The following is a 22219-nucleotide window of genomic DNA, read 5'->3' as shown; positions in this document are numbered from 1 at the left end:
TGCTCGCCTATTACTTGTCAGCCGCAGGCAGCGGATTGACTGTGTTGTCGATCGTAACAGCAGCACCCGGCGAAAGCCGGTTCTGACCTGCAGTGATCACGATATCACCAGCCTTCAGGCCATCGGTGATTTCAGCAACGCCGCCATAACGACGACCAACCTTGACGAAAACCTGCTGCGCGACCTGCTTTGCAGCCTGTCCTTCAGGAGCTTTTTCGCCTTCTTTTGGCTGCTCGGGACGAACAGCATAAACATAGTCACCGTAAAGGCTTGTCACGATTGTTGTTTGTGGCAAAGCCAGAATATTGTCTTCCTGTGGAAGCTCAACGCGAACCTGAACGAACTGACCAGGCGTCAGACGTGGTTCATCATTCTGCACTTCTGCACGCACGGAGACCAGACGGCTTGCAGGGTCGATCTTCGGATCAATACCAACAATCGTGCCGTTATATTTCAGGGCGTCCATGTTTGGTCCGACCTTCACAGGCTGTCCAAGCTTCAGGGAAGAAAGCGACTGCTCCGGTACAGAGAAGTCGATACGCATCTTGTCGGTTTCCTGCAAAGTGCCGATAACGGTGCCCGGCGTCAGGTACTGACCGAGATCGACCTTGGAAATACCGATAACACCGTCAAATGGCGCCGTTACGGTCTTCTGATCAAGCACTGCCTGCATCTTGGCAACAGCGGCCTTCTTGGCGCTGGCAGCAGCAGCTGTTGTGTCAACGTCAGAAACTGCACCCACGCCACGCGTGCGCAAGGTTTCAGCGCGCTTCAGGTTCTGATCAGCAAGCACAGCTTCAGCCTGAGCAGCCACCAGATCGGCAGTCTCAATGCTGTTTTCCAGCTGAAGAAGGACAGTGCCCTTCTTTACTTCCTGATTGGCGGTGAATTCGATTTTATCAACGATACCATTGACCTGAACTGTCAGATCGACACCATTGATTGCATTGGCAGAACCAATCGCTTCAATGCCTGGAGTCCAGACGCCCGGCTCAAGCGTGACAGTCGAAACCGTCTTGGCAGGCTGCTGCATATTCGCGAAGAAATCCTTGATCGCCTGCGTTCTGAACAGGTTGAAACCAACGAGCCCCCCCACGACGATCACGAGAAAAATTATTGCCAGAATGAGGCGTTTGATCATTGCGGATGCACTCCAGGGTGTCGTTGGCGTGCTTCCTTTATGTTCCTCACAATTTGGTCGCACGTATTTTACTTGAATATCAGATGAAAATAACTGTACCGTCTGGACGGTATTGTCAACTATCGAACTGTCAGGAGACCATAGGAATTGCACACAAAGAATAAGGTCTCTTCGCGAGAGCGCATTTTGCGCGCAGCAGTGGAACTCGCCCAAGAGGTCGGACCAGCACATATATCTCTCGACGCGGTTGCCGCCCGCGCGGGCCTCTCAAAAGGAGGATTGCTTTACTCGTTTCCAACGAAAGCAAAGCTGCTTGAGGGCGTGGTCGAAGAGTATATGAAAGAGCATGAACGTGCGATGGAGGTTCAGGAACGCCTGCAGAGCGGAGATAAAAACCGTGTCGCGCGTGCTTTTTTTGATGTTTATCGCGTTCAGGCTGACGATGAGCCACCGGCCAGCGGAATTCTTGCTGCGCTGGTCGAGAACCCGGATTTCATGATCCCGGTCAGACATTATCACCGGGCCGTACTTGATCGGATGCTAAAAGACGCTTCCGACTCCAATCTCGTTTTGATTACTTATCTTGCGCTTTCCGGACTTGAATGCGGCCGCTTGCTTGATTGTGACATCGTAAGCGAAGAAGAGCGCCATTCCGTCATCTGCCGTCTGGAAAAGCTGCTCGAAGCTGGATAGGTTTATAGCATTTCCAGCAAAAGTCCGAAGTAGTTTTGCGTCGGATAATGCGTAAAAACAAACAGTTACAGCGGTTTCAACGATTCATTTTTAACTGAAACCGCTGTAATAGATACAAAAAACGCGCCTTAGAGGCGCGCTTTACAACTCTAACAGAGATGAAAATCAAAGGGCTGGTATGTCGCCCCTTTCCCATCCGGCTGTTGTTTCAGCCGCGAAGTCTTCAAAACGACCTTCAGCGATTGCCGCCCGAATGCCCTGCATGAGATACTGGTAATAGGCCAGATTGTTCCATGTCAGCAGCATCCCGCCCAGTGCTTCACCCGATTTGACCAGATGATGCAGATAAGCGCGGCTGTAATCACGCGACGCCGGGCAGTTTGATTCTGGATCAAGCGGACGATGATCATCGGCATGACGCGCATTGCGCAGGTTCACCTTGCCAAAGCGCGTGAACGCCAGACCATGACGACCAGCACGCGTCGGCATCACACAATCAAACATGTCGATACCGCGGGCGACCGATTTCAGAATGTCATCCGGCGTGCCAACGCCCATCAGATAGCGTGGCTTTTCTGTAGGCAGAATGGGGCAAACCACTTCGAGCATCTCGAGCATGACATTCTGCGGTTCACCAACCGCCAGACCACCAACGGAATAGCCTTTGAGGTCCATCGCCTTCAATGCTTCAGCCGAGCGCTCACGCAGGCGCGCATTGTCACCGCCCTGCACGATGCCGAACATCGCCTTTCCAGCCTGTGTGCCGAACGCCACCTTGCAGCGTTCTGCCCAGCGCAGCGACAATTCCATTGCGCGCTCGGTGTTCTTTTCAGGCGATGGCAGCGCTACGCATTCATCGAGCTGCATCTGAATATCGCTATCAAGCAGCCCCTGAATTTCGATGGAGCGCTCCGGCGTCATTTCATAAGGCTTGCCGTCGATATGCGAGCGGAAAGTCACACCGTTTTCGTTAAGCTTGCGGAGCTGCGCGAGCGACATGACCTGAAAGCCGCCGGAATCGGTCAGAATTGGGCCTTTCCAGCCGCCGAATTCATGCAGACCACCAAGACGAGCAACGCGTTCCGCACCCGGACGCAGCATTAGATGATAGGTGTTGCCGAGAATGATGTCGGCTCCCAAATCCTTCACCTGATCCATATACATGGCCTTGACGGTTCCGGCTGTGCCAACTGGCATGAAGGCAGGCGTACGCACCACGCCGCGCGGCATGGAAATTTCGCCCTGACGGGCTGCGCCATCACGCGCAAGCACTTTGAATTCAAAATTTTCGCTGGTCATGCCGTGTCTCTAATGAATTATGCCGAAAAAGGGAACCGTTTCATTTCCTCTCAAGAAGAGAGGAGTCTCCATAGGAATAGAAGCGGTAGCCTGTCTCGATTGCGCGCTTATAAGCGTCCTGCATCGTCTCAAAGCCACTAAAGGCCGAAACAAGCATGAAGAGCGTCGAGCGCGGCAGATGGAAATTAGTCATCAGCAGATCGACCGCCCGGAACTTATAGCCCGGTGTGATGAAAATATCGGTCGGGCCCGCCCATGGGCGAATGATGCCATCTTCACCGGCAGCGCTCTCGATCAGGCGCAGCGATGTTGTGCCGACACAGATTACCCGGCCGCCTCGGGCATGAACGGCATTCAGCGCATCGGCAGTTTCCTGCGAAACGTAACCGATCTCGGAATGCATCTTGTGGTCCGTCGTGTCGTCGGCTTTGACGGGCAGAAATGTGCCCGCCCCTACATGCAGCGTCACGAAATGTTCTTCGATGCCACGATCACGGATTTTTTTGAGCAGATCGGGTGTGAAATGCAACCCGGCAGTCGGGGCAGCAACAGCCCCTTCCTCACGCGCATAAACAGTCTGATAATCGCTGCGGTCGCGCTCATCCTCAGCGCGCTTGGATGCGATATAAGGCGGCAAAGGAATATGGCCGACCGAAGCAATGGCTTCATCCAACATCGCGCCAGAGAGGTCGAACACCAGCAGAACTTCGCCAGCGTCACCCTTTTCGGCAACGGTTGCGTCGAGTGTTCCGAGGAAGCAGCTTGAACCGGAATGACCGAAACGGATGCGGTCGCCTTCCTTCACGCGCTTGGCAGGACGCAGGAATGCCTTCCAGCGATCAGGGCCGGTACGCATGTGAAGCGTCGCACTCACCTGCGAAATATTGCCATCGCGCTCGCGCATACCTTCAAGTTGTGCAGGAATGACTTTTGTATCGTTGAAAACGAGCGCATCGCCCGGCTGCAACAGATCAGGCAGCTCGAATACCTGTCGATCTTCGAATGGCTGACCGGGACGCACGCGCAAAAGCTTGGCGTGGTCGCGCGGTTCGGCTGGACGCAGAGCAATGCTCTTTTCCGGCAAATCGAAATCGAAAAGATCAACACGCATCATAAACCTCATCAAAGCATTTCAAACTTCAGAAATGCATCAAAGCAAGAGCGGCCCCGGCAAAACCGGAGCCGCTATATTTCTATAGAAACGACAGAATTAGATGTCTGCAGCGATGCGTGCAGTTACGATCACGTCTGGATCGGTAACAGGTTCGCCGCGCTTGATCTTGTCGACATTGTCCATGCCTTCGATAACCTGACCCCATACGGAGTACTGACGGTCAAGCCATGGAGCGTCGGTGAAGCAGATGAAGAACTGCGAATTTGCCGAGTTCGGGTTCTGCGAACGAGCCATCGAAGCAGTGCCGCGCTTGTGCGAGGTGTTCGAGAATTCAGCCTTTAGGTCAGGCTTGTCCGAACCGCCCATACCAGCACGCGAGCCATTGAAATGCGCGCCGCCCGTCTTGCCGAACTTCACGTCGCCGGTCTGCGCCATGAAACCGTCGATAACGCGGTGGAACACAACGCCGTCATAAGCGCCTTCGCGTGCCAGTTCCTTGATGCGTTCGACATGGCCAGGAGCCAGATCAGGGAAGAGTTCGAGAACGACATTGCCCTTGGTGGTTTCAAGAACGAGCGTGTTTTCCGGGTCTTTGTAAGCCATCGGGCCTCTCCTATTGAGCGTATCCCCAAAAGTTTGAATCATTTTTTGGGACAGGGATACGTGTTGAATTTAGAGCGCATCCCGAAAAGTGTGAAACAATTTTCAGATAAGATGCGCGTTAAAACAGATATTTAGAGCGCTGATCTGTTTCAATCAGATCGAAAAGCGCTCTAAAACTCATTTCTTTTCGATCGTGGCTTTGATGATCTTGTCAGGGCTTTCGACCGAACCATTATCGGATTCACTTCCCTTTTTGATCTTATCAACCACGTCCATGCCACTGACAACCTTGCCAACAACCGTGTACTGGCCGTTCAGGAATGCGCCATCATTGAACATGATGAAGAACTGCGAGTTGGCGGAATTCGGGTCCTGGCTGCGCGCCATACCAACCGTGCCACGCACAAATGGTTCCTGCGAAAATTCAGCCGGAATGTTCGGCAGTTCAGAACCACCGGTACCAACGCGCGATGCATTGAAGCCCTTGTCAACGTTACCGAACTTCACATCACCGGTCTGAGCCATGAAGCCGGGAATCACGCGATGGAAAGCCACGCCGTTGTAAGCGCCTTCCTGAGCCAGCTTTTCAATCTGTGCGACATGCTTTGGCGCAAGGTTTGGGCTCAGCTCAATAGCGACATTGCCGTCTTTGAGCTGCAGATTGAGGGTGTCAGCAGCAAAGGCCGCACCTTGAGAAAACGCAACAATGCTGGCTGCGACAAGCGCCGAACGAACGAATGACATAATCGAGAAACTCCCTGAATCAGGATTTGAATTTTGATTCCAGCGCAGCCGCAACAGCTGCAGGAACGAAGGGCTTTATATCGCCTCCCATTGAGGCAATCTGGCGAACCAATGTGGCAGTAATCGTGCGCACAGCAGGATCGGCTGGCAGAAAGACGGTTTGCAATTCCGGCGCCATCGTTCCATTCATGCCCGCCATCTGCATTTCATAATCGAGATCGGTGCCATCGCGCAGACCACGCACCATGAGCTTGGCGCCATGCTTACGCGCAGCATCAATGACAAGGGCATCAAACGAAATCACGGAAACGCGCTTCGCGTCAGCCCCAAGCAAAGCCTTGGCGCTTGCATTGATAAGCTCGACACGTTCTTCAAAACTGAACAGCGGCTTCTTGCCCGGATGCACGCCAATAGCGACGATAACCTGATCGGCAAGACGCAGCGTGCCTTTCAGAACATCCATATGGCCATTGGTGACCGGGTCGAATGAACCCGCATAAATCGCGATCGTCATTTCTTCCAGCTAGCCTTTTCTCATCAGATTTTCAACAACAACCACAATTGAAAGAAATCAGAAACCAAGAAAACAGATGAATGCGATATGAACAACGATTTCACGAGAAGTTCACAACCGATTTACCAAGATAGGCGCAAGTTTGGTGCAACCTTTTCGCTTCTGAAGCGTATCTATAACGAAAGGATACCGCGATGATGATATTTCTTCTGGCATTATCCATGATGGTAGCAATGGCTGCATCGGCGATTGTTTTGCTTCTGGAAGAGAATGAAGCGAAGCGCCAACGCGTACGTCCCGCCGCTTTTAGTCTAAGCGCCATGCGTAAACTGAGTTCGCATTAAGTACAGTTTTGAGTTTCCAGAGATCGCCAGTTCCCTCCAGTCCTGGCATCTGAAAAAGGCCGATGGTGAACCATCGGCCTTTTTATTTGGAACATGAAATCCCCTGATACTGCTTGCATCAGGGAATTTCCTTTATTCTTCGCCACCAGCTGCAGGCGCATCACCTTCAGCTGCGGTTTCATCAACCTCGGCAGCGCCATTCTCTTCATCGCTTTCGGTTTCCGAAATGCGCTCGACCGAGACGACCTTTTCGCCGTCAGCCGTATTGAAGATCGTGACACCCTTGGTCGAGCGTCCAGCGATACGAATGCCGCCAACCGGCACGCGGATCAGCTGACCACCATCGGAAACCAGCAGGATCTGATCGCTTGCCTCGACCGGGAACAGAGCTACCAGCTTGCCGATTTCGTCGGTTTTCGACGTATCGGTTGCACGGATACCCTTACCGCCACGGCCAGAAACGCGGAACTCATAAGACGAGGAACGCTTGCCGTAGCCATACTCACTAACCGTGAGAACGGTCTGCTCGCGAGCCTTGAGTTCCTGATAGAGCTCTTCGGAAAGATCGGCTTCCACCGCAACTTCTTCACCGACAACAACGATATCATCGGCGTCGTCTGCACCCTGTGCCCGACGTTCAGCAATCGAGCGCTTGAGATAAGCGGCGCGCTGCGAAGCGTCTGCATCAACGTGGTGCAGAATTGCCATAGAGATGACCTTATCGCCTTCCGCCAGATTGATACCGCGCACGCCGATCGAGTTACGACCAGCAAAGACGCGAACATCCGTGACAGGGAAGCGAATGCACTGGCCACCAGCACAGGTCAGAAGCACGTCGTCGAATTCCGTACAGGTATCGACCGAGAGGATTTCATCACCCTCGTCTTCGAGCTTCATCGCGATCTTGCCGTTACGGTTGACCTGAACGAAGTCCGACAGCTTGTTACGGCGAACCGTACCGCGCGTGGTCGAGAACATGACGTCGAGATTTGCCCAGGATTCTTCATCCTCCGGCAGCGGCATGATCGTGGTAATACGCTCGCCCTGCTGCAATGGCAGCATATTGATGAGTGCCTTGCCACGCGACTGCGGATTACCGACTGGCAGACGCCAGACTTTTTCCTTGTAGACGATACCGCGCGAGGAGAAGAACAGCACCGGCGTATGCGTATTGGCGACGAACAGACGGGTTACGAAATCCTCATCCTTCGTTGCCATGCCGGAGCGGCCCTTGCCGCCACGACGCTGCGCACGATAAGTCGCCAACGGCACACGCTTGATATAACCGGCATGGCTGACGGTGACGACCATATCTTCGCGAGCGATGAGGTCTTCATCGTCCATTTCGGCGCCGCCAAGACCAAACTCGGTACGGCGCGGCGTAGCGAACTCGTCACGAACGGCAATCATCTCTTCCTTGACGATTGTCATAACGCGAATGCGCGAGCCAAGAATCTCCAGATAATCGCGGATTTCTTCGCCGATCTTGTTCAGCTCGTCCGCAACTTCATCGCGGCCAAGTGCTGTCAGGCGCTGCAAGCGAAGATCAAGAATAGCACGCGCCTGTTCTTCCGAGAGGTTATACGTGTTATCGTCGTTGATCGCATGACGCGGATCATCGATAAGACGGATCAGCGGTGCCACATCGGCGGCAGGCCAACGACGTTCCATCAACTGCTCACGCGCGGTTGCCGGATCTGGCGCACGACGAATGAGAGCGATAATCTCGTCAATATTAGCAACTGCGATCGCAAGACCAACCAACACATGCGCGCGATCACGCGCCTTGTTGAGCAGGAACTTGGTGCGGCGCGTTACCACTTCTTCACGGAACGCCACGAAAGCGCGCAGCATGTCGAGAAGATTGAGCTGTTCCGGCTTGCCGCCATTCAGCGCCACCATGTTGCAGCCAAACGAGGTCTGCAGCGGCGTGTAGCGATAAAGCTGGTTCAGCACGACATCGGCAACAGCATCGCGCTTGAGCTCGACCACAACGCGATAGCCATCGCGGTCCGATTCATCGCGCAGATCAGAAATGCCCTCGATACGCTTGTCGCGCACCAGTTCGGCCATTTTCTCGATCATCGAAGCCTTGTTCACCTGATACGGTATCTCGGTGATGATAATAGCTTCACGGTCGCCGCGCATTGGCTCAATCGCCACGCGACCGCGCATAATAACGGAACCACGACCCGTGCTGTAAGCCGAGTTGATGCCGGCACGCCCAAGGATAATACCACCGGTCGGGAAATCCGGACCAGGAATGATTTCCATGACTTCTTCCAGCTCAAGAGCCGGATTGTCGATCAGCGCTACGCAGCCATCAATGACTTCGCCAAGATTGTGCGGCGGAATATTGGTTGCCATACCAACCGCAATACCGCCCGAACCATTGACAAGCAGGTTTGGAAAGCGGGCAGGCAGAACCATAGGTTCCCGCTCGCGGCCATCATAGTTGTCCTGAAAATCAACCGTATCCTTGTCGATATCCGACAGAAGGGATTCGGTGACTTTTTCCAGACGGCATTCGGTATAACGCATCGCCGCTGGCGGATCGCCATCGATGGAACCGAAATTACCCTGTCCGTCCACAAGTGGATCGCGCAAGGAGAAGTCCTGCGCCATACGCACCAAGGCGTCATAAATAGAAGAGTCGCCGTGTGGATGGTATTTACCCATCACTTCACCGATCACACCTGCCGACTTTCGGTAGGGGCGATTGTAAGCGAGGTTCATCTCGTTCATGGCGTGGAGAATACGGCGATGTACGGGCTTCAAGCCATCGCGCACATCAGGCAGAGCACGGCTCACGATAACGCTCATTGCGTAATCGAGATAGGAGCGCTGCATCTCCTCAATAATGGAAATCGGTTCGATACCTGTAGGGCCGCTTGGGCCGCCATCCATATCTTCGGAACCGGGTGGAGGTGTTTGATCTGACACTATTCAGATATCTTTCTCAACAGAATCGATAAAGTCACTTTATAGAATAAAACGTCACAAAACGCCAATTTCGGGGCCATTTCAACCGGCGAATTTCATTCATCGAATCAATAACTTGAAAGATATTCACATAAAGATCGCGCAATGATGTTGCCTGAGCGTGCGCTTTGCGTCGACCGAGCGCCACTCATCGGCTACAATCCGTTTCACAAATCAGGCAGAGAATACCAACAAAAGGGGCGAGTTTAGCATGGGGTTCTACGATACGGTTTTCAGCGCCTTCGTCACCCTCCTCGTCACCATTGATCCGCCCGGTCTCGCGCCACTGTTTCTGGCACTCACACCCGGCATGGATCGCAACCATCGCGGACAGGTCGCGCTGCGCGCATCCATCATCGGCTTCATCGTTATGGCGCTGTTTGCGATTGCTGGCGCGCAGATACTCGGCATGTTCGGCATCAGCATCGGCGCCTTCCGTGTTGCAGGTGGCCTGCTTCTCTTCTGGATCGCTTTCGAGATGATTTTCGAAAAGCGAACCGAGCGTAAGGAAAAGAGCGCCGAAGTTGCCATTACCAAGGACCATATCCGTAATATCGCGGCATTCCCGCTGGCCATTCCGCTGATCGCAGGTCCGGGTGCTATTTCGGCTATCGTGCTGACATCAGATTCTTTTGACGGCATCGGTCCCCGTGCCGCCCTTCTCGGCGTCATAGCCGTCTGTTTGCTGATTACCTATTTCGTGTTGCTGCTCGCAGAACGCGTCGACCGGTTTCTTGGCGAAACCGGCCGTTCTATTCTGACCCGTCTGCTCGGTGTGATCCTCGCAGCACTTGCGGTTCAGTTTGTGGCAGATGGCGTTAAGACGCTCATCAATGGTTAGAGCACATCCCGAAAAGTGCGAAGCGGTTTTCGGGGTGTGCTTTAGGCCGATTTCATCGCCTTCTTGCCAATCATCGCGTGGCGAAGCTTGGACGAGAACCAGTCGATAACAGCGACAGCGATCAGGATCATGATGATCAGGAAGGAAACGTCCTGAAGATTGAGAACCTTGATCTGCTCAGCCAGATGCGCGCCGATGCCGCCTGCCCCAACGATACCGATGATGGTTGCCGAACGGGTATTTGACTCAAAGAAGTAAAGCACCTGACTGCCGATCAGCGGCAGAACCTGCGGCAACACGCCGAAGCGATGGCCGTGCAGTTTGCTGCCGCCTGATGAGACAACTCCCTCCACCGGCTTCTTGTCAGCGCCTTCAATGGCTTCCGAGAACAGCTTGCCGAATGCTCCGAAATCAGAGCAGGCAATTGCGAGAATACCGGCAAACGGTCCGAGACCCACAACCGACACCCAGATCAGTGCCCAGATCAGCGTATCGACGCCACGAATGGTATCGAGGAAGCGACGGATGCCGAAATGTAGGAACACATTCGGGATGACGTTCTTCGCAGCAAGAAAGCCGAATGGGAAAGCAAGAATTGCCGCCAGCAATGTGCCGAGATAGGCAATTGCCAGCGTTTCCATCATCGACCCCAGATAAAGGCTGAAACGCCCGCCGGACGATGGCGGCATCATCATAAGCGTGAAATCGCCGAGGCGACCCAGGCCATTGAGAATGCGCAGCAGCGAAAAATCGAGCCAGTAGAAAGCGAACCAGACGGAAGCAATCAAAGCTACGGTTAAAATCGCCAGATTTCGCCAGGCACGCGTGTTTCCGAACAATTCGGCATGTTCTGCCCGAAGCTCCTTTTCATGCGCGTGCGCCTCACGGGAGAGACTTTGTGCAATATCGGTCATAATTCTCTCTTTTGTTTGAGCATGATCTTTTCCGAAAACCGGTTCCCACTTTTCGGGATCACGCTCCTCAACCAATACGGCCCAAAAGCGCATGGCGAATACGCTGTGTAATGAGATCGATGGCAACAATGGTCACGATAATCAAAAGCAGAATGGCGCTGACATCGCTGTAATAGAACTGACGGATCGAAGTCAGCAGTTCCTGCCCGATACCGCCCGCACCCACAAAACCCATAACTGAAGCGCCGCGCACATTGATCTCAAAACGCAGCAGGCCATAGGACGCAAAATTTGCGGCGACTTGCGGAAGCACGGCGAAGCGGATGACCTGAAAGCCAGAACCACCCGATGCACGAATGCCTTCCACCGGACGCATATCGATGTTCTCAACAACTTCGGAGAACAATTTGCCCAGCGCTCCCGTTGTATGAAGCATCAGCGCCAGCACACCGGCCATCGGCCCAAGACCGAAAGCGATGACGAAAAGCAGCGCGAACACGATTTCGGGAACCGTACGCAGCAGCTCAAGCCCGCGGCGAACGACGAAACGCACCGTCGAATTGGGAGCCATGTTGGATGACGCCGCAAATGACGCGGCAAAAGCGATGATGCCGCCGATTAATGTTGCCAGATAGGCAATGAGCAGCGTCTCAAACAGCATCTTGAGCCAGCCGCCGAGATTCCAGTACCAGGCAGCGAGATCGCCCCAGAAATTGGCAATCGTCAGATCCGGCAGGATGCGGCCAAGATAGCTTGTAAAGCGAAAGAGATTTTCGACCAGAGTGCCCGGCCGAACATCGGCAACGACGGAGGCAGCAATGGCGACAACGACGAGCGCAAGGAGGAGCGCGATACCGTAGAGACGCCGTTTGCCGACTTCTCTCCGATAATCGGCAAGCAGGCTTTTTGCTCCGTTGCCGTCGAGTGAGGATACCGTCATGCGATCTTTCCTATAAAAATGCCCGGAACGGGTTACGTTCCGGGCACTTCAATTGTTCTACGGATTAAGACTTGCGAGCCTTGTCGTTGAACTTGAGCATCTCGATGATTGGCTCATATTCCTTGGCTTCGGTCGCTACGAATTCCTTATCCTTGCCGTCGGAAAGAGCGTCAAAGCCAGCCTTGTCCTTGGTTGGCATGTCGAGGAAAGCCTGCTTGATGTCAGCCTTGAGCTGATCTGGCAGGGTGCTGAGAACCGCAAATGGGCCTTCTGGAAGAAAGTCCGACTTGAAGATGATGCGGAAATCACCCTTCGTCATTGCCTTGCCGTTTGCATCCTTGAGAACGCCGCGGCTGACCATGCGGGTCAGGTTGGAATCGTCTTCCGAGTTCCAGGAGTTTGCAGCAGCGTCTGCGGTGCCCTGTGCGAGAGCGAGAACTGCGTTTTCGTGGCTGCCAGCAAAGAAGTTCTTACCAAAGAACGTATCGACGCTATAGCCATCGCGGTTCAAGAAGAAGCGTGGCGCGTTGTTGCCCGATGTCGAGTTAGGATCGACGAGAGCAATCGCTTTGCCCTTGAGGTCATCCATCTTCTGGTAAGGGCTGTCGGCGCGAACATAAACAACCGAATAATAGCCGTTTACGCCGGTGTCATGACGCTGGTTGACGAGCGGAGTGGTTTCAACGCCAGTCATCACAGCGCGGGCGTAAGAAGCCGGGCCATAGAATGCGATCTGAATGTTGCCAGCGCGCTGACCTTCGATAACAGCCGCATAGTCATTAGCAACGCGCAGCGTAACCTTCGTGCCGAGTTCCTTGCCGAGGTAAGCTGCCAGAGGCGCATAACGGTCGGAAGTGGTCGAAGCGTTTTCAGCTGGGATCACGCCCAGAACGATTTCTGGATAATCCTTGCTCCAGTCTGCAGCCTGTGCAGTGGAAGCCATCATCGGCATGGTCAGCGTAGCGGTAAGCGCAGCAGCCGCCAGAAAGTTTCTACGGTTAAGCATAGGTATCTCCTGTTAATCCCTGATTTTGGAGCGTAATTTTTTCCGGAGCTTTGTGCGCTCAGGCGGAAAGCTGGCGCAGAACGGCTTCGGCCGACTGCGGAACTGGCATTGGCATTGTTTCAGCCTGTTCATCGGCATCGATGACGTCATCGGCTTCCATGCCGTAAAGGTCGCGTGATGCCATATCGGTCAGCATCGACGGTGTGCCGCGGAATACGATCTTGCCGGCAGACATGCCGACGAGGCGGTCGCAATAGCTGCGCGCAATATCGAGCGAGTGCAGATTGCAGAGAACCGTGATGCCATATTCGCGATTGATGCGACGCAAAGCGTCCATGACGCTGCGGGTATTGCGCGGATCGAGCGATGCAATCGGCTCGTCTGCGAGAATGATGCGCGGCTGCTGAACAAGTGCACGGGCAATGGCCACGCGCTGCTGCTGACCACCCGAAAGCTCGTCAGCGCGATGCGCTGCAAGATGCGCAATATCGAATTGCTGCAACGCCGAAAGAGCGATCAAACGCTCTTCATCGCTCCAGATACGCAGGAGCGACTTAGGCGTCGAAACATAGTTGAGACGCCCCATCAAAACATTGGTCAGAACATCAAGACGATCAACCAGATTGAAATGCTGGAAAATCATCGCGCATTGTGCGCGCCAATCGCGCAATCCCGAACCCTTGAGCCCGGTAACGTCGCGACCATCCCAGTGAATTGTTCCCTCTGAAGGCTCAACAAGGCGATTGATCATACGCAGCAGCGTCGACTTTCCCGCGCCCGAGCGACCAATAATTCCAACAAACGAGCCCGGCTCGATCTCGAGGTCAACACCCGAAACCGCCACCTTATCATTATAGCGGCGCGTTACGTTTTTTAGTTGAAGCATGAATTCGTCTCCATTCATGCTCACTATTGATCCGTTCAATGACACTGCAATGAACGGACCATGACGTTTGTGTAAACTTACATTCCACTTTAAGATTTTAATTTAGGCAATTGTTTTAATGCTCATTTCCTGCAGGTGACGCAGGAAGGCATCTGTGGAAGCAGCGACTTCACCTGAATTGTCTATTATGACGACATCGTCTGCACCGTCATCGAAGCTCACTTCACGCTTAAGTCGCAAAGCGATTTCTTCTCGACTTTCACGTCCGCGCGATGCAAGCCGCTCTGCAAGTACTTCCGGCCTAGCTGAAATGACGACCACGGACCGTTCCGAATAAAGCCTGCGGATATCGCCAAGTACACGCCGCGAGACATTGGCAATCACCACGATACCGTCGGCGATTTCATCATCAAGCGATTTCGGCAATCCATAGCTCAGGCCATGCGCCTGCCAGTGCAGCGCGAAAGCACCCTCGCCTGCGGCTTTCGTAAACGCTGTTTCATCCAGACTGTCGTGATCTTCCGTGCCCGGCATTTGCGGACGCGTGATGATCCGGCGCACAAAATGAAACCGCGTGTCGCCCGCAAGAGCCACACGCGCTGCATCCATAATCGTGTCTTTGCCGGCCCCACTGGGGCCGACAACGGCAACGAAACAGCCTTTCGGCGTATCGGATTGCATCTGCATCAAAGCACCCGTTCGCCTTCGCGCCAGACAGTGCGCACAACCGGAATTGCACCTTTCGGACGCACACGAACCAAATCGGCACGCTTTCCGATAGCGATTTCGCCGCGATCATCCATAGCCATGGCATCAGCCGGGTTCTTGGTTACGAGGCGGACAGCCTGTGGCAGCGCAATCGGACGCTCCCCCGAAGCAAGGCCGAAAGCCGACTGAATGAGGCTGAACGGAATGTAATCCGATGACAGAATGTCGAGGCTGCCATTATCGACGAGATCGCGTGCAGCGATATTGCCGGAATGCGAGCCACCGCGCACAATATTGGGCGCGCCCATCAGAATGGAAAGGCCTGCACCTTTTGAGGCACTGGCTGCTTCCATCGTGGTCGGAAACTCGGCGATCCGCACACCATGGTCGAGTGATTCATCGACATGCGCGCTGGTCGCATCATCATGGCTGGCCAGCACGATGCTGCGCGCTGCTGCCAGTTCGGCAATGGCGCGACGATGTTTGGCCGAATAGGCGTCAGAATCCGCCATACGCTTCTCACAATGCACCCGGAACTCCTCATCCGTGAGCTTCATCTTGCGCATGTAATAAGTGCGATACGTATTAAGATCAACGAATTGACGCTGTCCCGGTGCATGATCCATCAGCGAAGCGAGTTTAACGCGGTCATCGCCTGCGAAAAGCTCGAATGTTTCAAGGCAATCTGCTGAGGATACTTCGCAGCGCAGGTGCAGAAAGTGGTCTGCACGCAGGCGATTTTCGCGAACACCGCTTTCGATGGCGTCCGCAAGCATCCGCATATCCTTGCCCACGAAGTCACGGTCATAATCAGAACCAACGCGCATCGCATCGAAAACTGTCGTGATGCCCGATGCTGCAACCTGCGCATCATGCGCCTGAACCGCTGCATCGACATTCCAGCGCACCTTTGGACGCGGCGCGTAATGGCTTTCCAGCTGATCGGTATGCAGCTCGATGAGGCCCGGAATGACATAATCGCCATCCATGTCATCGCCGCCGTTGGTATTGCCCTGATCGATGGCGGCAATTTTGCCATCACGGATCAGGATAGAACCGGTAACAATCTCATCAGCAAGCACGATCTGCGCATTTTTCAGAACGGTTTCATTAGCCATTGGATAGCTCTTTCATGACCGCATTCGTATTAGCGGCCGTTTCATATTTCGAGAGGAAAGCTTCAATATCGAGCGCGCGGAAATCATCGAGCGCTTGGCGCAGACGATCATGGCTCCAGTCCCACCAGGCCAGTCGATCCAGACGATTGCCGGTCGCAGCGTCGAAGCGTTCACGAATGAGACGCGCCGGGACACCACCAACAATTGTATAGGGCGCCACGTCCCTGCTCACGACAGCTCCGGCACCGACAACCGCACCATTGCTAACCGTCACACCCGGCAAGATGGTGGAGCCATGGCCGAGCCATGTGTCGTGACCAATTTTCACGGCATTGCCGCGACGCCAATCAAAGAACTCCGTCTCATCCTTTTCTTCCGGCCAGTAATCACCGGCGCGATAGGTGAAATGATGCAACGTCGGACGCCATGTCGGATGATTGGTGGCGTTGATACGCACATGGCTGGCGATGTTGGAAAACTTGCCGATCTCAGCACACCAGATTTCGCAATCGATACCGAGATAGGAATAGTCGTCCAGCACAGTTTCCGACACACGGCTGCGCGCGCCGATCTCGGTATATCGACCGAGCTTGCTACCGTTTACTTCAGCCGTTTCGTGAACCAGTGGTTCTACTGAGAGCTTGGTCATGCTGCTGCCTTCGGCGAGAAAGCGGTTACGTCGATAATGCGATCAGCAACCTGTTCACGCACATCTTCATCGTGGAAAATGCCAAGCATTGCGACGCCTTGCGCCTTCTTGGCCTTGATGAGATCAACAACGACTGCCCTGTTTTTGGCATCGAGCGAAGCTGTCGGCTCATCAAGCAGCAACACCGGATGGTCCGTGATGAAACCGCGCGCAATATTCACGCGCTGCTGCTCACCGCCGGAGAAGGTTGCAGGTGGCAATACCCAGAGCCGTTCCGGCAGGTTGAGCTGCGCGAGCAATTCGCTTGCACGATTGCGAGCAGCATCGCGATCAACACCACGAGCCACCAATGGCTCCGCAACGACATCGATTGCCGCCACGCGCGGCAATGTGCGCAGGAACTGGCTGACATAACCAATCGTATCACGCCGAACGGCCAGCACTTCGCGCGGATCGGCTGTTGCCAGATCCACCATACGGTCTTCGTGACGAATGAGGATAGAACCTGCATTCACGGCGTAGTTGCCATAAACCATCTTGAGAATGGAGCTTTTACCAGCACCGGAAGGTCCGCCAAGCACGGCGCATTCGCCTGCTTCCAGATTGAAGTCCACGCCACTTACGACTGGCAACTGAATGCCACCCTGCAAATGCATCGTGAACGTCTTCGCCAGACCCGACACGGCCAGCGGAGAGGATGTTCTAACTTGTGTCATTTCTCACCTCACGCATGAAGTTTCGCTAATTTACGAACAACACGCTGCAAACATCTGTTTTAATTTACTAAACCTGCAGAATAGACGACACGAGCAGCTGCGTGTAAGGCGCTTGCGGGTCATCCAGAACGCGGTCTGTCAGGCCCTGTTCGACAATATGGCCGTCTTTCATGACCATGATGCGATGGGACAGAAGACGCGCCACTGCGAGGTCGTGGGTCACGATGACAACCGAAAGGCCGAGATCGCTCACCAAACCGCGCAGCAGGTCGAGAAGACGTGCCTGCACGGACACGTCGAGACCGCCAGTCGGTTCATCCATGAAAACAAGACGCGGCGCTGTGACGAGATTGCGCGCAATCTGCAGACGCTGACGCATACCGCCGGAGAAAGCGCGGGGCTGGTCGTCGATGCGGTCAGCAGCGATTTCGACACGTCCGAGCCATTCAGTTGCCGTGTTGCGAATATTGCCATAATGGCGCTCGCCAACAGCCATCAGCCGTTCACCGACATTGGCACCCGCCGAAACTGTCATGCGCAGACCGTCCGAAGGATTCTGATGCACGAAGCCCCAGTCGGTACGCATCAGAAAGCGGCGTTCAGCCTCTCCGATCTTGTAAAGATCGCGGAACTCGCCATCACGCATTCGATATTCCACGCTGCCCGATGTCGGTTCCAGACGTGTCGCCAGACAGTTGAGCAAAGTCGTCTTGCCCGAACCCGATTCACCGACGATGGCCAGCACTTCGCCCGGCCACAGCGAGAAATCGATATCCGCGCAACCGCGACGACTGCCATAAAACTTCGAGAGATTGCTGACTTTCAGCAGAGGTTCGACGCTCATTTCAATACTCATTTCAGGGCTCCCTTGGCTGCGGCCTCATTGTTCGCTGCCAGATGACCAAAGTGGCCATTCGCCTGACGATCTTCACAATAATCGGTATCGGAGCAGACAAACATCGAGCCGCCACGGTCATCGAGCACGACTTCGTCCAGATAGACGCCGCGTGCGCCACACAATGCGCAAGGCTGTTTGAATTTCTGCACTTCAAATGGATGATCCTCGAAATCGAGGCTCACGACATCCGTATAAGGCGGTACGGCATAGATGCGCTTTTCACGACCGGCACCAAACAGCTGCAAAGCTGGCGACATATGCATCTTTGGATTGTCGAACTTGGGCGTCGGCGACGGTGCCATGACATAGCGCCCTTCGATCATCACCGGATAATCATAGGTCTTGGCGATATGGCCATGGCGCGCGATATCCTCGTAAAGCTTCACATGCATGAGGCCATATTCGGCAAGCGCGTGCATCTTGCGCGTTTCGGTTTCACGCGGTTCCAGAAAACGCAGCGGCTCAGGAATTGGCACCTGATAGACAATCACCTGCCCTTCAGTCAGCGGATATTCCGGAATGCGGTGACGTGTCTGGATGATAGTCGCCTCACCCGTATGGGTGGTCACGGCAACATCTGCAGTTTTCTGGAAGAATGCCCGGATGGAAACGGCATTGGTCGTATCATCAGCGCCCTGATCGATAACTTTGAGTACATCATCCTGACCGAGAATTGCCGCCGTCACCTGCACACCGCCTGTGCCCCAGCCATAAGGCATCGGCATTTCACGGCTTGCGAACGGAACCTGATAGCCCGGAATAGCAATGGCTTTCAGGATAGCACGACGGATCATCCGCTTTGTCTGCTCGTCCAGATAGGCGAAATTGTAATTGGCTAGATCGCTCATTCTGCTGCTTCCTTGCCTGCGGCAATATTGGCTGCTGCTTCCTTGCCTGTGCCGTTATTGGCTGCTGCTTCGGTTGCCAAAACTTCAGTCTCGTTGTTCGCTTGTTCATATTCCGCACGCATACGGCGGATTAGATCGAGCTCAGCCTGAAAGTCCACGTAATGGGGCAATTTCAGATGCTCTACGAAGCCCGTCGACTGCACATTGTCGGAATGGGAAATGACGAATTCTTCGTCCTGCGCGGGTGCTGTCACATCCGCATCGAATTCGCGGACACGCAGCGCCCGGTCGCAAAGCGACATCGACATGGCTTTGCGCTCGCTTTGTCCGAACACCAGACCGTAGCCACGGGTGAATTGTGGTGCCTGCTTGGACGAGCCTTTGAACTGGCTCACCATCTGGCATTCGGTCAGCTGAACACGGCCAAGCGAAACGGCAAAGCCGAGCTCAGGCACATCAAACTCAACCTCCACCTCGCCAATGCGGATTTCACCGACAAATGGATGCGTGTTGCCATAACCGCGTTGCGTGGAATAACCCAGCGCCAGCAGGAAGCCTTCATCACCGCGCGCCAAAGCCTGCAAGCGCAGATCACGCGGCATCGGGAACGTCCAAGGTTCGCGGGTAAGATCGCCCGGCTCATGCCCCTCCGGCATCGCACCGTCTTCTTCGATCATGCCGTTGACACCGAGAATATCGGTCACGCGTGGCGTTTCTTCAGGCTCAGTCGCACGCACTTCCGGCTCGGGAACACTGACATCACCCGCCAGTTCCGGATCAAGCAGACGATGCGTGTAGTCAAATGTCGGTCCCAACAGCTGCCCGCCGGGCAGATCTTTATAGGTGGCCGAAATGCGACGTTCGATCAGCATATTCGCGGTCTCAAGTGGTAGCGAATAGCCGAAACGCGGCAGGGTTGTGCGGTAGGCACGAACCAGAAAGATTGCCTCAATCAGATCGCCCCGCGACTGGCGCACGGCAAGTGCTGCGAGTTCTCGGTCATAAAGCGAACCTTCGGCCATGACGCGATCAACGGCGAGACCCAGCTGTTCGGCAATTTGGTCAAGACGCAACGCCGGAACCGAGCGGTCGCCACGACGGCGATCATCAAGCAGACGGTGGGCATTGCGGATGGCGGTTTCACCGCCCTTTACAGCAACATACATGGATCAATCCTCCAAACTTGCTATACGCGTGGTGCGGGGAAGCCCTGCGACTTTGCCATCAGCGACAAGCACCAGATCTATGCCCAGCGGAAACAACGCGCCATTTTCACGCCATTGCGCAGCAAAATCCTGCGGCAAACCATCAACGGTCAGCACAGTTTCATCCTTGATGCCCGGGCCTTTGAGGCTGAAACCCTGCCCGCTCGTCAAAGACGAAACTGCTAGAACAACAGTCGTCGAACGATCCGGAAATTCAGGGTCTCCCTGCGCGAAGGAAGCAAGTGCCGGCAACGATTGCGCATCCGTTACAAGTGCGAACTGCGCTTTCGACTGATCGCCGACGATTGGTGCACCGGTATGGAATGTCAGCCATGCCGTTGCGTCCTGATTGGCTGCAATTTCAGCATCGACCCAGACGCTTGCGTCGTGATCAAGAAGCGTTGCTGCGATCAGGCCAAGCTCAGGCGTAAGCGGCTTTGATGGCACAGCCGCACTAGGCAGCGAATGGATACGACCAGGATTGGCCATTGCGTGCATGACTGCATGAAACGCCGACTGCGCTTCATTGACTGGATCAGCCAGTCCGCCTTCAAATGCAGAAGAAGAATGGAGCATCAGTTGTCTCCCCGAACCATTGTGAAGAAATCGACCTTCGTGGCAGCAGCTTCGCCGCGCCGTTTTGCATCTGCAGTATCGACACGACCACGCAATGCGTTGAGCACGCTGCTTTCGATCGCATCGCGGGTGGCCTCATCGAGCCAAAGCGCGTCAAACAATGCAGCGAGCTTCGCCTTTTCCTGATCACGTCCCAGCGCATAGGAGTGCCCAACCGAGCCATTCGCCAGACGAACAGTTGCGCGGGTGACGGTTGCTTCGCCAACATTGAACGGAGCACCGCCACCGCCAATACGACCGCGCATCATAACCAGCCCGGTTTCCGGACCACGCAAAACTTCAAATTCAGGCTTGTCTGCCCAGTTCTGCCAGAACGTTTTCAATTCTTCGCCGCTTGCGCGAGCGAGAAGCGCCATACTGGCCTGACGTGCTGCTTGACGTGCTGCCTGCGTTGCATCCGGCGCCAAATTGCTTCCAGCGGTGGAGCCACCTCCACTTTCAACTGTGCTGTGCCGCGTAGTATGCCCCGTCGTGTTCATGAGCTTATCCGACCTATCTAATCCGGTTGACTTGATCGCCTTAATTGTCTATTCATATAGACAACTATACAATACCAGAATGGATACACCCTGCCAATGACAGGACGATGACAATTGATGACAAAGGCGCAGATGAAAAAGAGCGGACGGATTGAGAGAAACAGCGGTGTAGCCATCTGGCGGCAGATTGCCGACGAGATACGCGGCGACATCATGGCCGGGAAACTTGCTACGGGCGCGCGTATGCCAGCCGAAATGGACCTGGCAGAGCGATTTGGCGTCAATCGCCATACCGTGCGCAGCGCAATTGCGGCTCTTACGCAGGAAGGCGTCCTGCGCGCGGAACAAGGACGCGGCACTTTTGTCGCCAATGCAAAACGCCTTACCTACCAGATCGGGCGCCGCACGCGTATTTCGCAATCGCTGGCTTCGCAGGTACGAGACATGAAGGGCGCATTGCTCGCTTCCGACACAGTGCCCGCTTCTCAAGACATAGCCGAAGCTCTTGCGATTGAGATCGGTTCACCTGTTACGCAACTGGAAACCTTACACAGTGCCGACGGACGCCCTGTGTCGCGCGCTACACTTTGGATCAGCGCCGAAAAATTTCCGGAAATCACCACGGACTATGCAGAGAGTGGTTCTGTCACCGTGGCTTTCAGAAAAGCAGGTCTTACGGATTATTTCCGCAAATCGACAATCATATCCGCCCGACATGCAGATTCGGATGATCTGAAACATTTGAAACTTTCGCCAGGCGCCATTGTGCTGACAGCCAAAGCTATCAATGTGAACACAGATGGGGAACCGATCCAATATTCGCTCACCCGGTTCTCTGCCGACAATATGGAATTCTCAATCGAGACTTATCCCGGCGATCCTCAGATGAATGACATGAACTAGATCATACTAATTCAGATACTGCTAAAAGCGGCCCAGAA

Annotated in this window: 24 protein-coding genes; 4 read left to right on the top strand and 20 right to left on the bottom strand. The window is 54.4% G+C overall.

Features of this window, described 5'->3' with window-relative positions; genetic code table 11:
- Window positions 1-10: 10 nt before the first annotated feature.
- A complete protein-coding gene (locus tag QSJ70_RS02920; RefSeq protein ID WP_007875055.1) occupies window positions 11-1141 on the bottom strand; it encodes an efflux RND transporter periplasmic adaptor subunit in 1131 nt (376 codons plus the stop codon).
- 147 nt (window positions 1142-1288) lie between these two features.
- Between QSJ70_RS02920 and QSJ70_RS02915 the strand changes: the two genes are divergently transcribed.
- Complete coding sequence (locus tag QSJ70_RS02915) at window positions 1289-1834, top strand: TetR/AcrR family transcriptional regulator (protein ID WP_007875056.1); 546 nt, start codon at window positions 1289-1291, stop codon at window positions 1832-1834.
- A gap of 165 nt (window positions 1835-1999) precedes the next feature.
- Here the strand turns inward: QSJ70_RS02915 and tgt are convergent, their stop codons facing one another.
- The 5 genes from tgt to coaD all read right to left on the bottom strand — a co-directional run bounded on the left by tgt (window position 2000) and on the right by coaD (window position 6108).
- Window positions 2000-3133, bottom strand: coding sequence for a tRNA guanosine(34) transglycosylase Tgt (tgt, locus tag QSJ70_RS02910; RefSeq protein ID WP_285534706.1), 1134 nt, complete (start codon window positions 3131-3133; stop codon window positions 2000-2002).
- A 40-nt stretch (window positions 3134-3173) separates the two neighbouring features.
- Complete coding sequence (gene queA / locus QSJ70_RS02905) at window positions 3174-4244, bottom strand: tRNA preQ1(34) S-adenosylmethionine ribosyltransferase-isomerase QueA (RefSeq protein WP_285534705.1); 1071 nt, start codon at window positions 4242-4244, stop codon at window positions 3174-3176.
- 99 nt (window positions 4245-4343) lie between these two features.
- A complete protein-coding gene (locus QSJ70_RS02900) occupies window positions 4344-4850 on the bottom strand; it encodes a peptidylprolyl isomerase (RefSeq protein ID WP_007875065.1) in 507 nt (168 codons plus the stop codon).
- Between the two features lie 177 nt (window positions 4851-5027).
- Entirely contained in the window at window positions 5028-5594 is a 567-nt protein-coding gene (locus QSJ70_RS02895; protein ID WP_105518591.1) for a peptidylprolyl isomerase, read from the bottom strand.
- 19 nt (window positions 5595-5613) lie between these two features.
- The gene (gene coaD / locus QSJ70_RS02890; RefSeq protein ID WP_285534704.1) at window positions 5614-6108 is read right to left on the bottom strand and encodes a pantetheine-phosphate adenylyltransferase; all 495 of its coding nucleotides are present in this window, start codon (window positions 6106-6108) and stop codon (window positions 5614-5616) included.
- A gap of 194 nt (window positions 6109-6302) precedes the next feature.
- On the opposite strand from coaD, the gene QSJ70_RS02885 reads away from it, so the two are divergent.
- Window positions 6303-6452 carry a hypothetical protein gene (locus tag QSJ70_RS02885; protein ID WP_007875068.1) on the top strand — a complete coding sequence of 50 codons (150 nt, stop codon included), beginning with the start codon at window positions 6303-6305 and terminating at the stop codon, window positions 6450-6452.
- Window positions 6453-6584: 132 nt separating this feature from the next.
- Here the strand turns inward: QSJ70_RS02885 and gyrA are convergent, their stop codons facing one another.
- Window positions 6585-9359, bottom strand: a complete 2775-nt coding sequence (gene gyrA, locus QSJ70_RS02880; RefSeq protein ID WP_007875069.1) for a DNA gyrase subunit A — start codon at window positions 9357-9359, stop codon at window positions 6585-6587.
- A 286-nt stretch (window positions 9360-9645) separates the two neighbouring features.
- Between gyrA and QSJ70_RS02875 the strand changes: the two genes are divergently transcribed.
- Window positions 9646-10275, top strand: a complete 630-nt coding sequence (locus QSJ70_RS02875) for a MarC family protein (RefSeq protein ID WP_007875070.1) — start codon at window positions 9646-9648, stop codon at window positions 10273-10275.
- A gap of 41 nt (window positions 10276-10316) precedes the next feature.
- Here QSJ70_RS02875 and phnE (QSJ70_RS02870) read toward each other — a convergent pair whose 3' ends face one another.
- The 13 genes from phnE (QSJ70_RS02870) to phnG all read right to left on the bottom strand — a co-directional run bounded on the left by phnE (QSJ70_RS02870) (window position 10317) and on the right by phnG (window position 21278).
- Window positions 10317-11189, bottom strand: a complete 873-nt coding sequence (gene phnE / locus QSJ70_RS02870; RefSeq protein WP_285534703.1) for a phosphonate ABC transporter, permease protein PhnE — start codon at window positions 11187-11189, stop codon at window positions 10317-10319.
- 67 nt (window positions 11190-11256) lie between these two features.
- A complete protein-coding gene (gene phnE / locus QSJ70_RS02865; RefSeq protein ID WP_024897149.1) occupies window positions 11257-12129 on the bottom strand; it encodes a phosphonate ABC transporter, permease protein PhnE in 873 nt (290 codons plus the stop codon).
- Window positions 12130-12193: 64 nt separating this feature from the next.
- Window positions 12194-13135 (bottom strand): phosphonate ABC transporter substrate-binding protein, encoded by a 942-nt coding sequence (phnD, locus tag QSJ70_RS02860; RefSeq protein ID WP_285534700.1) that lies wholly within the window; start codon window positions 13133-13135, stop codon window positions 12194-12196.
- Between the two features lie 58 nt (window positions 13136-13193).
- A complete protein-coding gene (gene phnC / locus QSJ70_RS02855; protein ID WP_064320649.1) occupies window positions 13194-14021 on the bottom strand; it encodes a phosphonate ABC transporter ATP-binding protein in 828 nt (275 codons plus the stop codon).
- A 102-nt stretch (window positions 14022-14123) separates the two neighbouring features.
- Entirely contained in the window at window positions 14124-14702 is a 579-nt protein-coding gene (phnN, locus tag QSJ70_RS02850; RefSeq protein WP_285534733.1) for a phosphonate metabolism protein/1,5-bisphosphokinase (PRPP-forming) PhnN, read from the bottom strand.
- Window positions 14703-14707: 5 nt separating this feature from the next.
- Entirely contained in the window at window positions 14708-15847 is a 1140-nt protein-coding gene (locus QSJ70_RS02845) for an alpha-D-ribose 1-methylphosphonate 5-triphosphate diphosphatase (RefSeq protein WP_112812774.1), read from the bottom strand.
- Entirely contained in the window at window positions 15840-16496 is a 657-nt protein-coding gene (locus QSJ70_RS02840) for a DapH/DapD/GlmU-related protein (protein WP_285534698.1), read from the bottom strand. Before QSJ70_RS02840 ends, QSJ70_RS02845 begins: the two co-directional genes overlap by 8 nt.
- Window positions 16493-17212 carry a phosphonate C-P lyase system protein PhnL gene (phnL, locus tag QSJ70_RS02835; protein WP_285534696.1) on the bottom strand — a complete coding sequence of 240 codons (720 nt, stop codon included), beginning with the start codon at window positions 17210-17212 and terminating at the stop codon, window positions 16493-16495. Before phnL ends, QSJ70_RS02840 begins: the two co-directional genes overlap by 4 nt.
- 67 nt (window positions 17213-17279) lie before the next feature.
- Complete coding sequence (gene phnK / locus QSJ70_RS02830) at window positions 17280-18056, bottom strand: phosphonate C-P lyase system protein PhnK (RefSeq protein WP_007875095.1); 777 nt, start codon at window positions 18054-18056, stop codon at window positions 17280-17282.
- A gap of 8 nt (window positions 18057-18064) precedes the next feature.
- The gene (locus tag QSJ70_RS02825) at window positions 18065-18958 is read right to left on the bottom strand and encodes an alpha-D-ribose 1-methylphosphonate 5-phosphate C-P-lyase PhnJ (protein WP_007875096.1); all 894 of its coding nucleotides are present in this window, start codon (window positions 18956-18958) and stop codon (window positions 18065-18067) included.
- Entirely contained in the window at window positions 18955-20124 is a 1170-nt protein-coding gene (locus QSJ70_RS02820) for a carbon-phosphorus lyase complex subunit (protein ID WP_113160088.1), read from the bottom strand. The genes QSJ70_RS02825 and QSJ70_RS02820 overlap by 4 nt, the downstream gene beginning before the upstream one ends.
- 3 nt (window positions 20125-20127) lie before the next feature.
- The gene (gene phnH / locus QSJ70_RS02815) at window positions 20128-20739 is read right to left on the bottom strand and encodes a phosphonate C-P lyase system protein PhnH (RefSeq protein ID WP_285534694.1); all 612 of its coding nucleotides are present in this window, start codon (window positions 20737-20739) and stop codon (window positions 20128-20130) included.
- Window positions 20739-21278 carry a phosphonate C-P lyase system protein PhnG gene (gene phnG, locus QSJ70_RS02810; protein ID WP_157094139.1) on the bottom strand — a complete coding sequence of 180 codons (540 nt, stop codon included), beginning with the start codon at window positions 21276-21278 and terminating at the stop codon, window positions 20739-20741. The genes phnH and phnG overlap by 1 nt, the downstream gene beginning before the upstream one ends.
- Window positions 21279-21410: 132 nt before the next feature.
- Between phnG and phnF the strand changes: the two genes are divergently transcribed.
- Window positions 21411-22181, top strand: a complete 771-nt coding sequence (gene phnF / locus QSJ70_RS02805; RefSeq protein ID WP_285534732.1) for a phosphonate metabolism transcriptional regulator PhnF — start codon at window positions 21411-21413, stop codon at window positions 22179-22181.
- The last annotated feature ends 38 nt before the right edge of the window (window positions 22182-22219 follow it).

This window comes from Brucella sp. NBRC 12950 (assembly GCF_030268145.1).
In the GTDB taxonomy this organism is placed as follows: Bacteria; Pseudomonadota; Alphaproteobacteria; order Rhizobiales; family Rhizobiaceae; genus Brucella.
The sequence above is the reverse complement of the archived record's forward strand: the minus strand, read 5'-3'. Positions and strand labels throughout refer to the sequence as shown.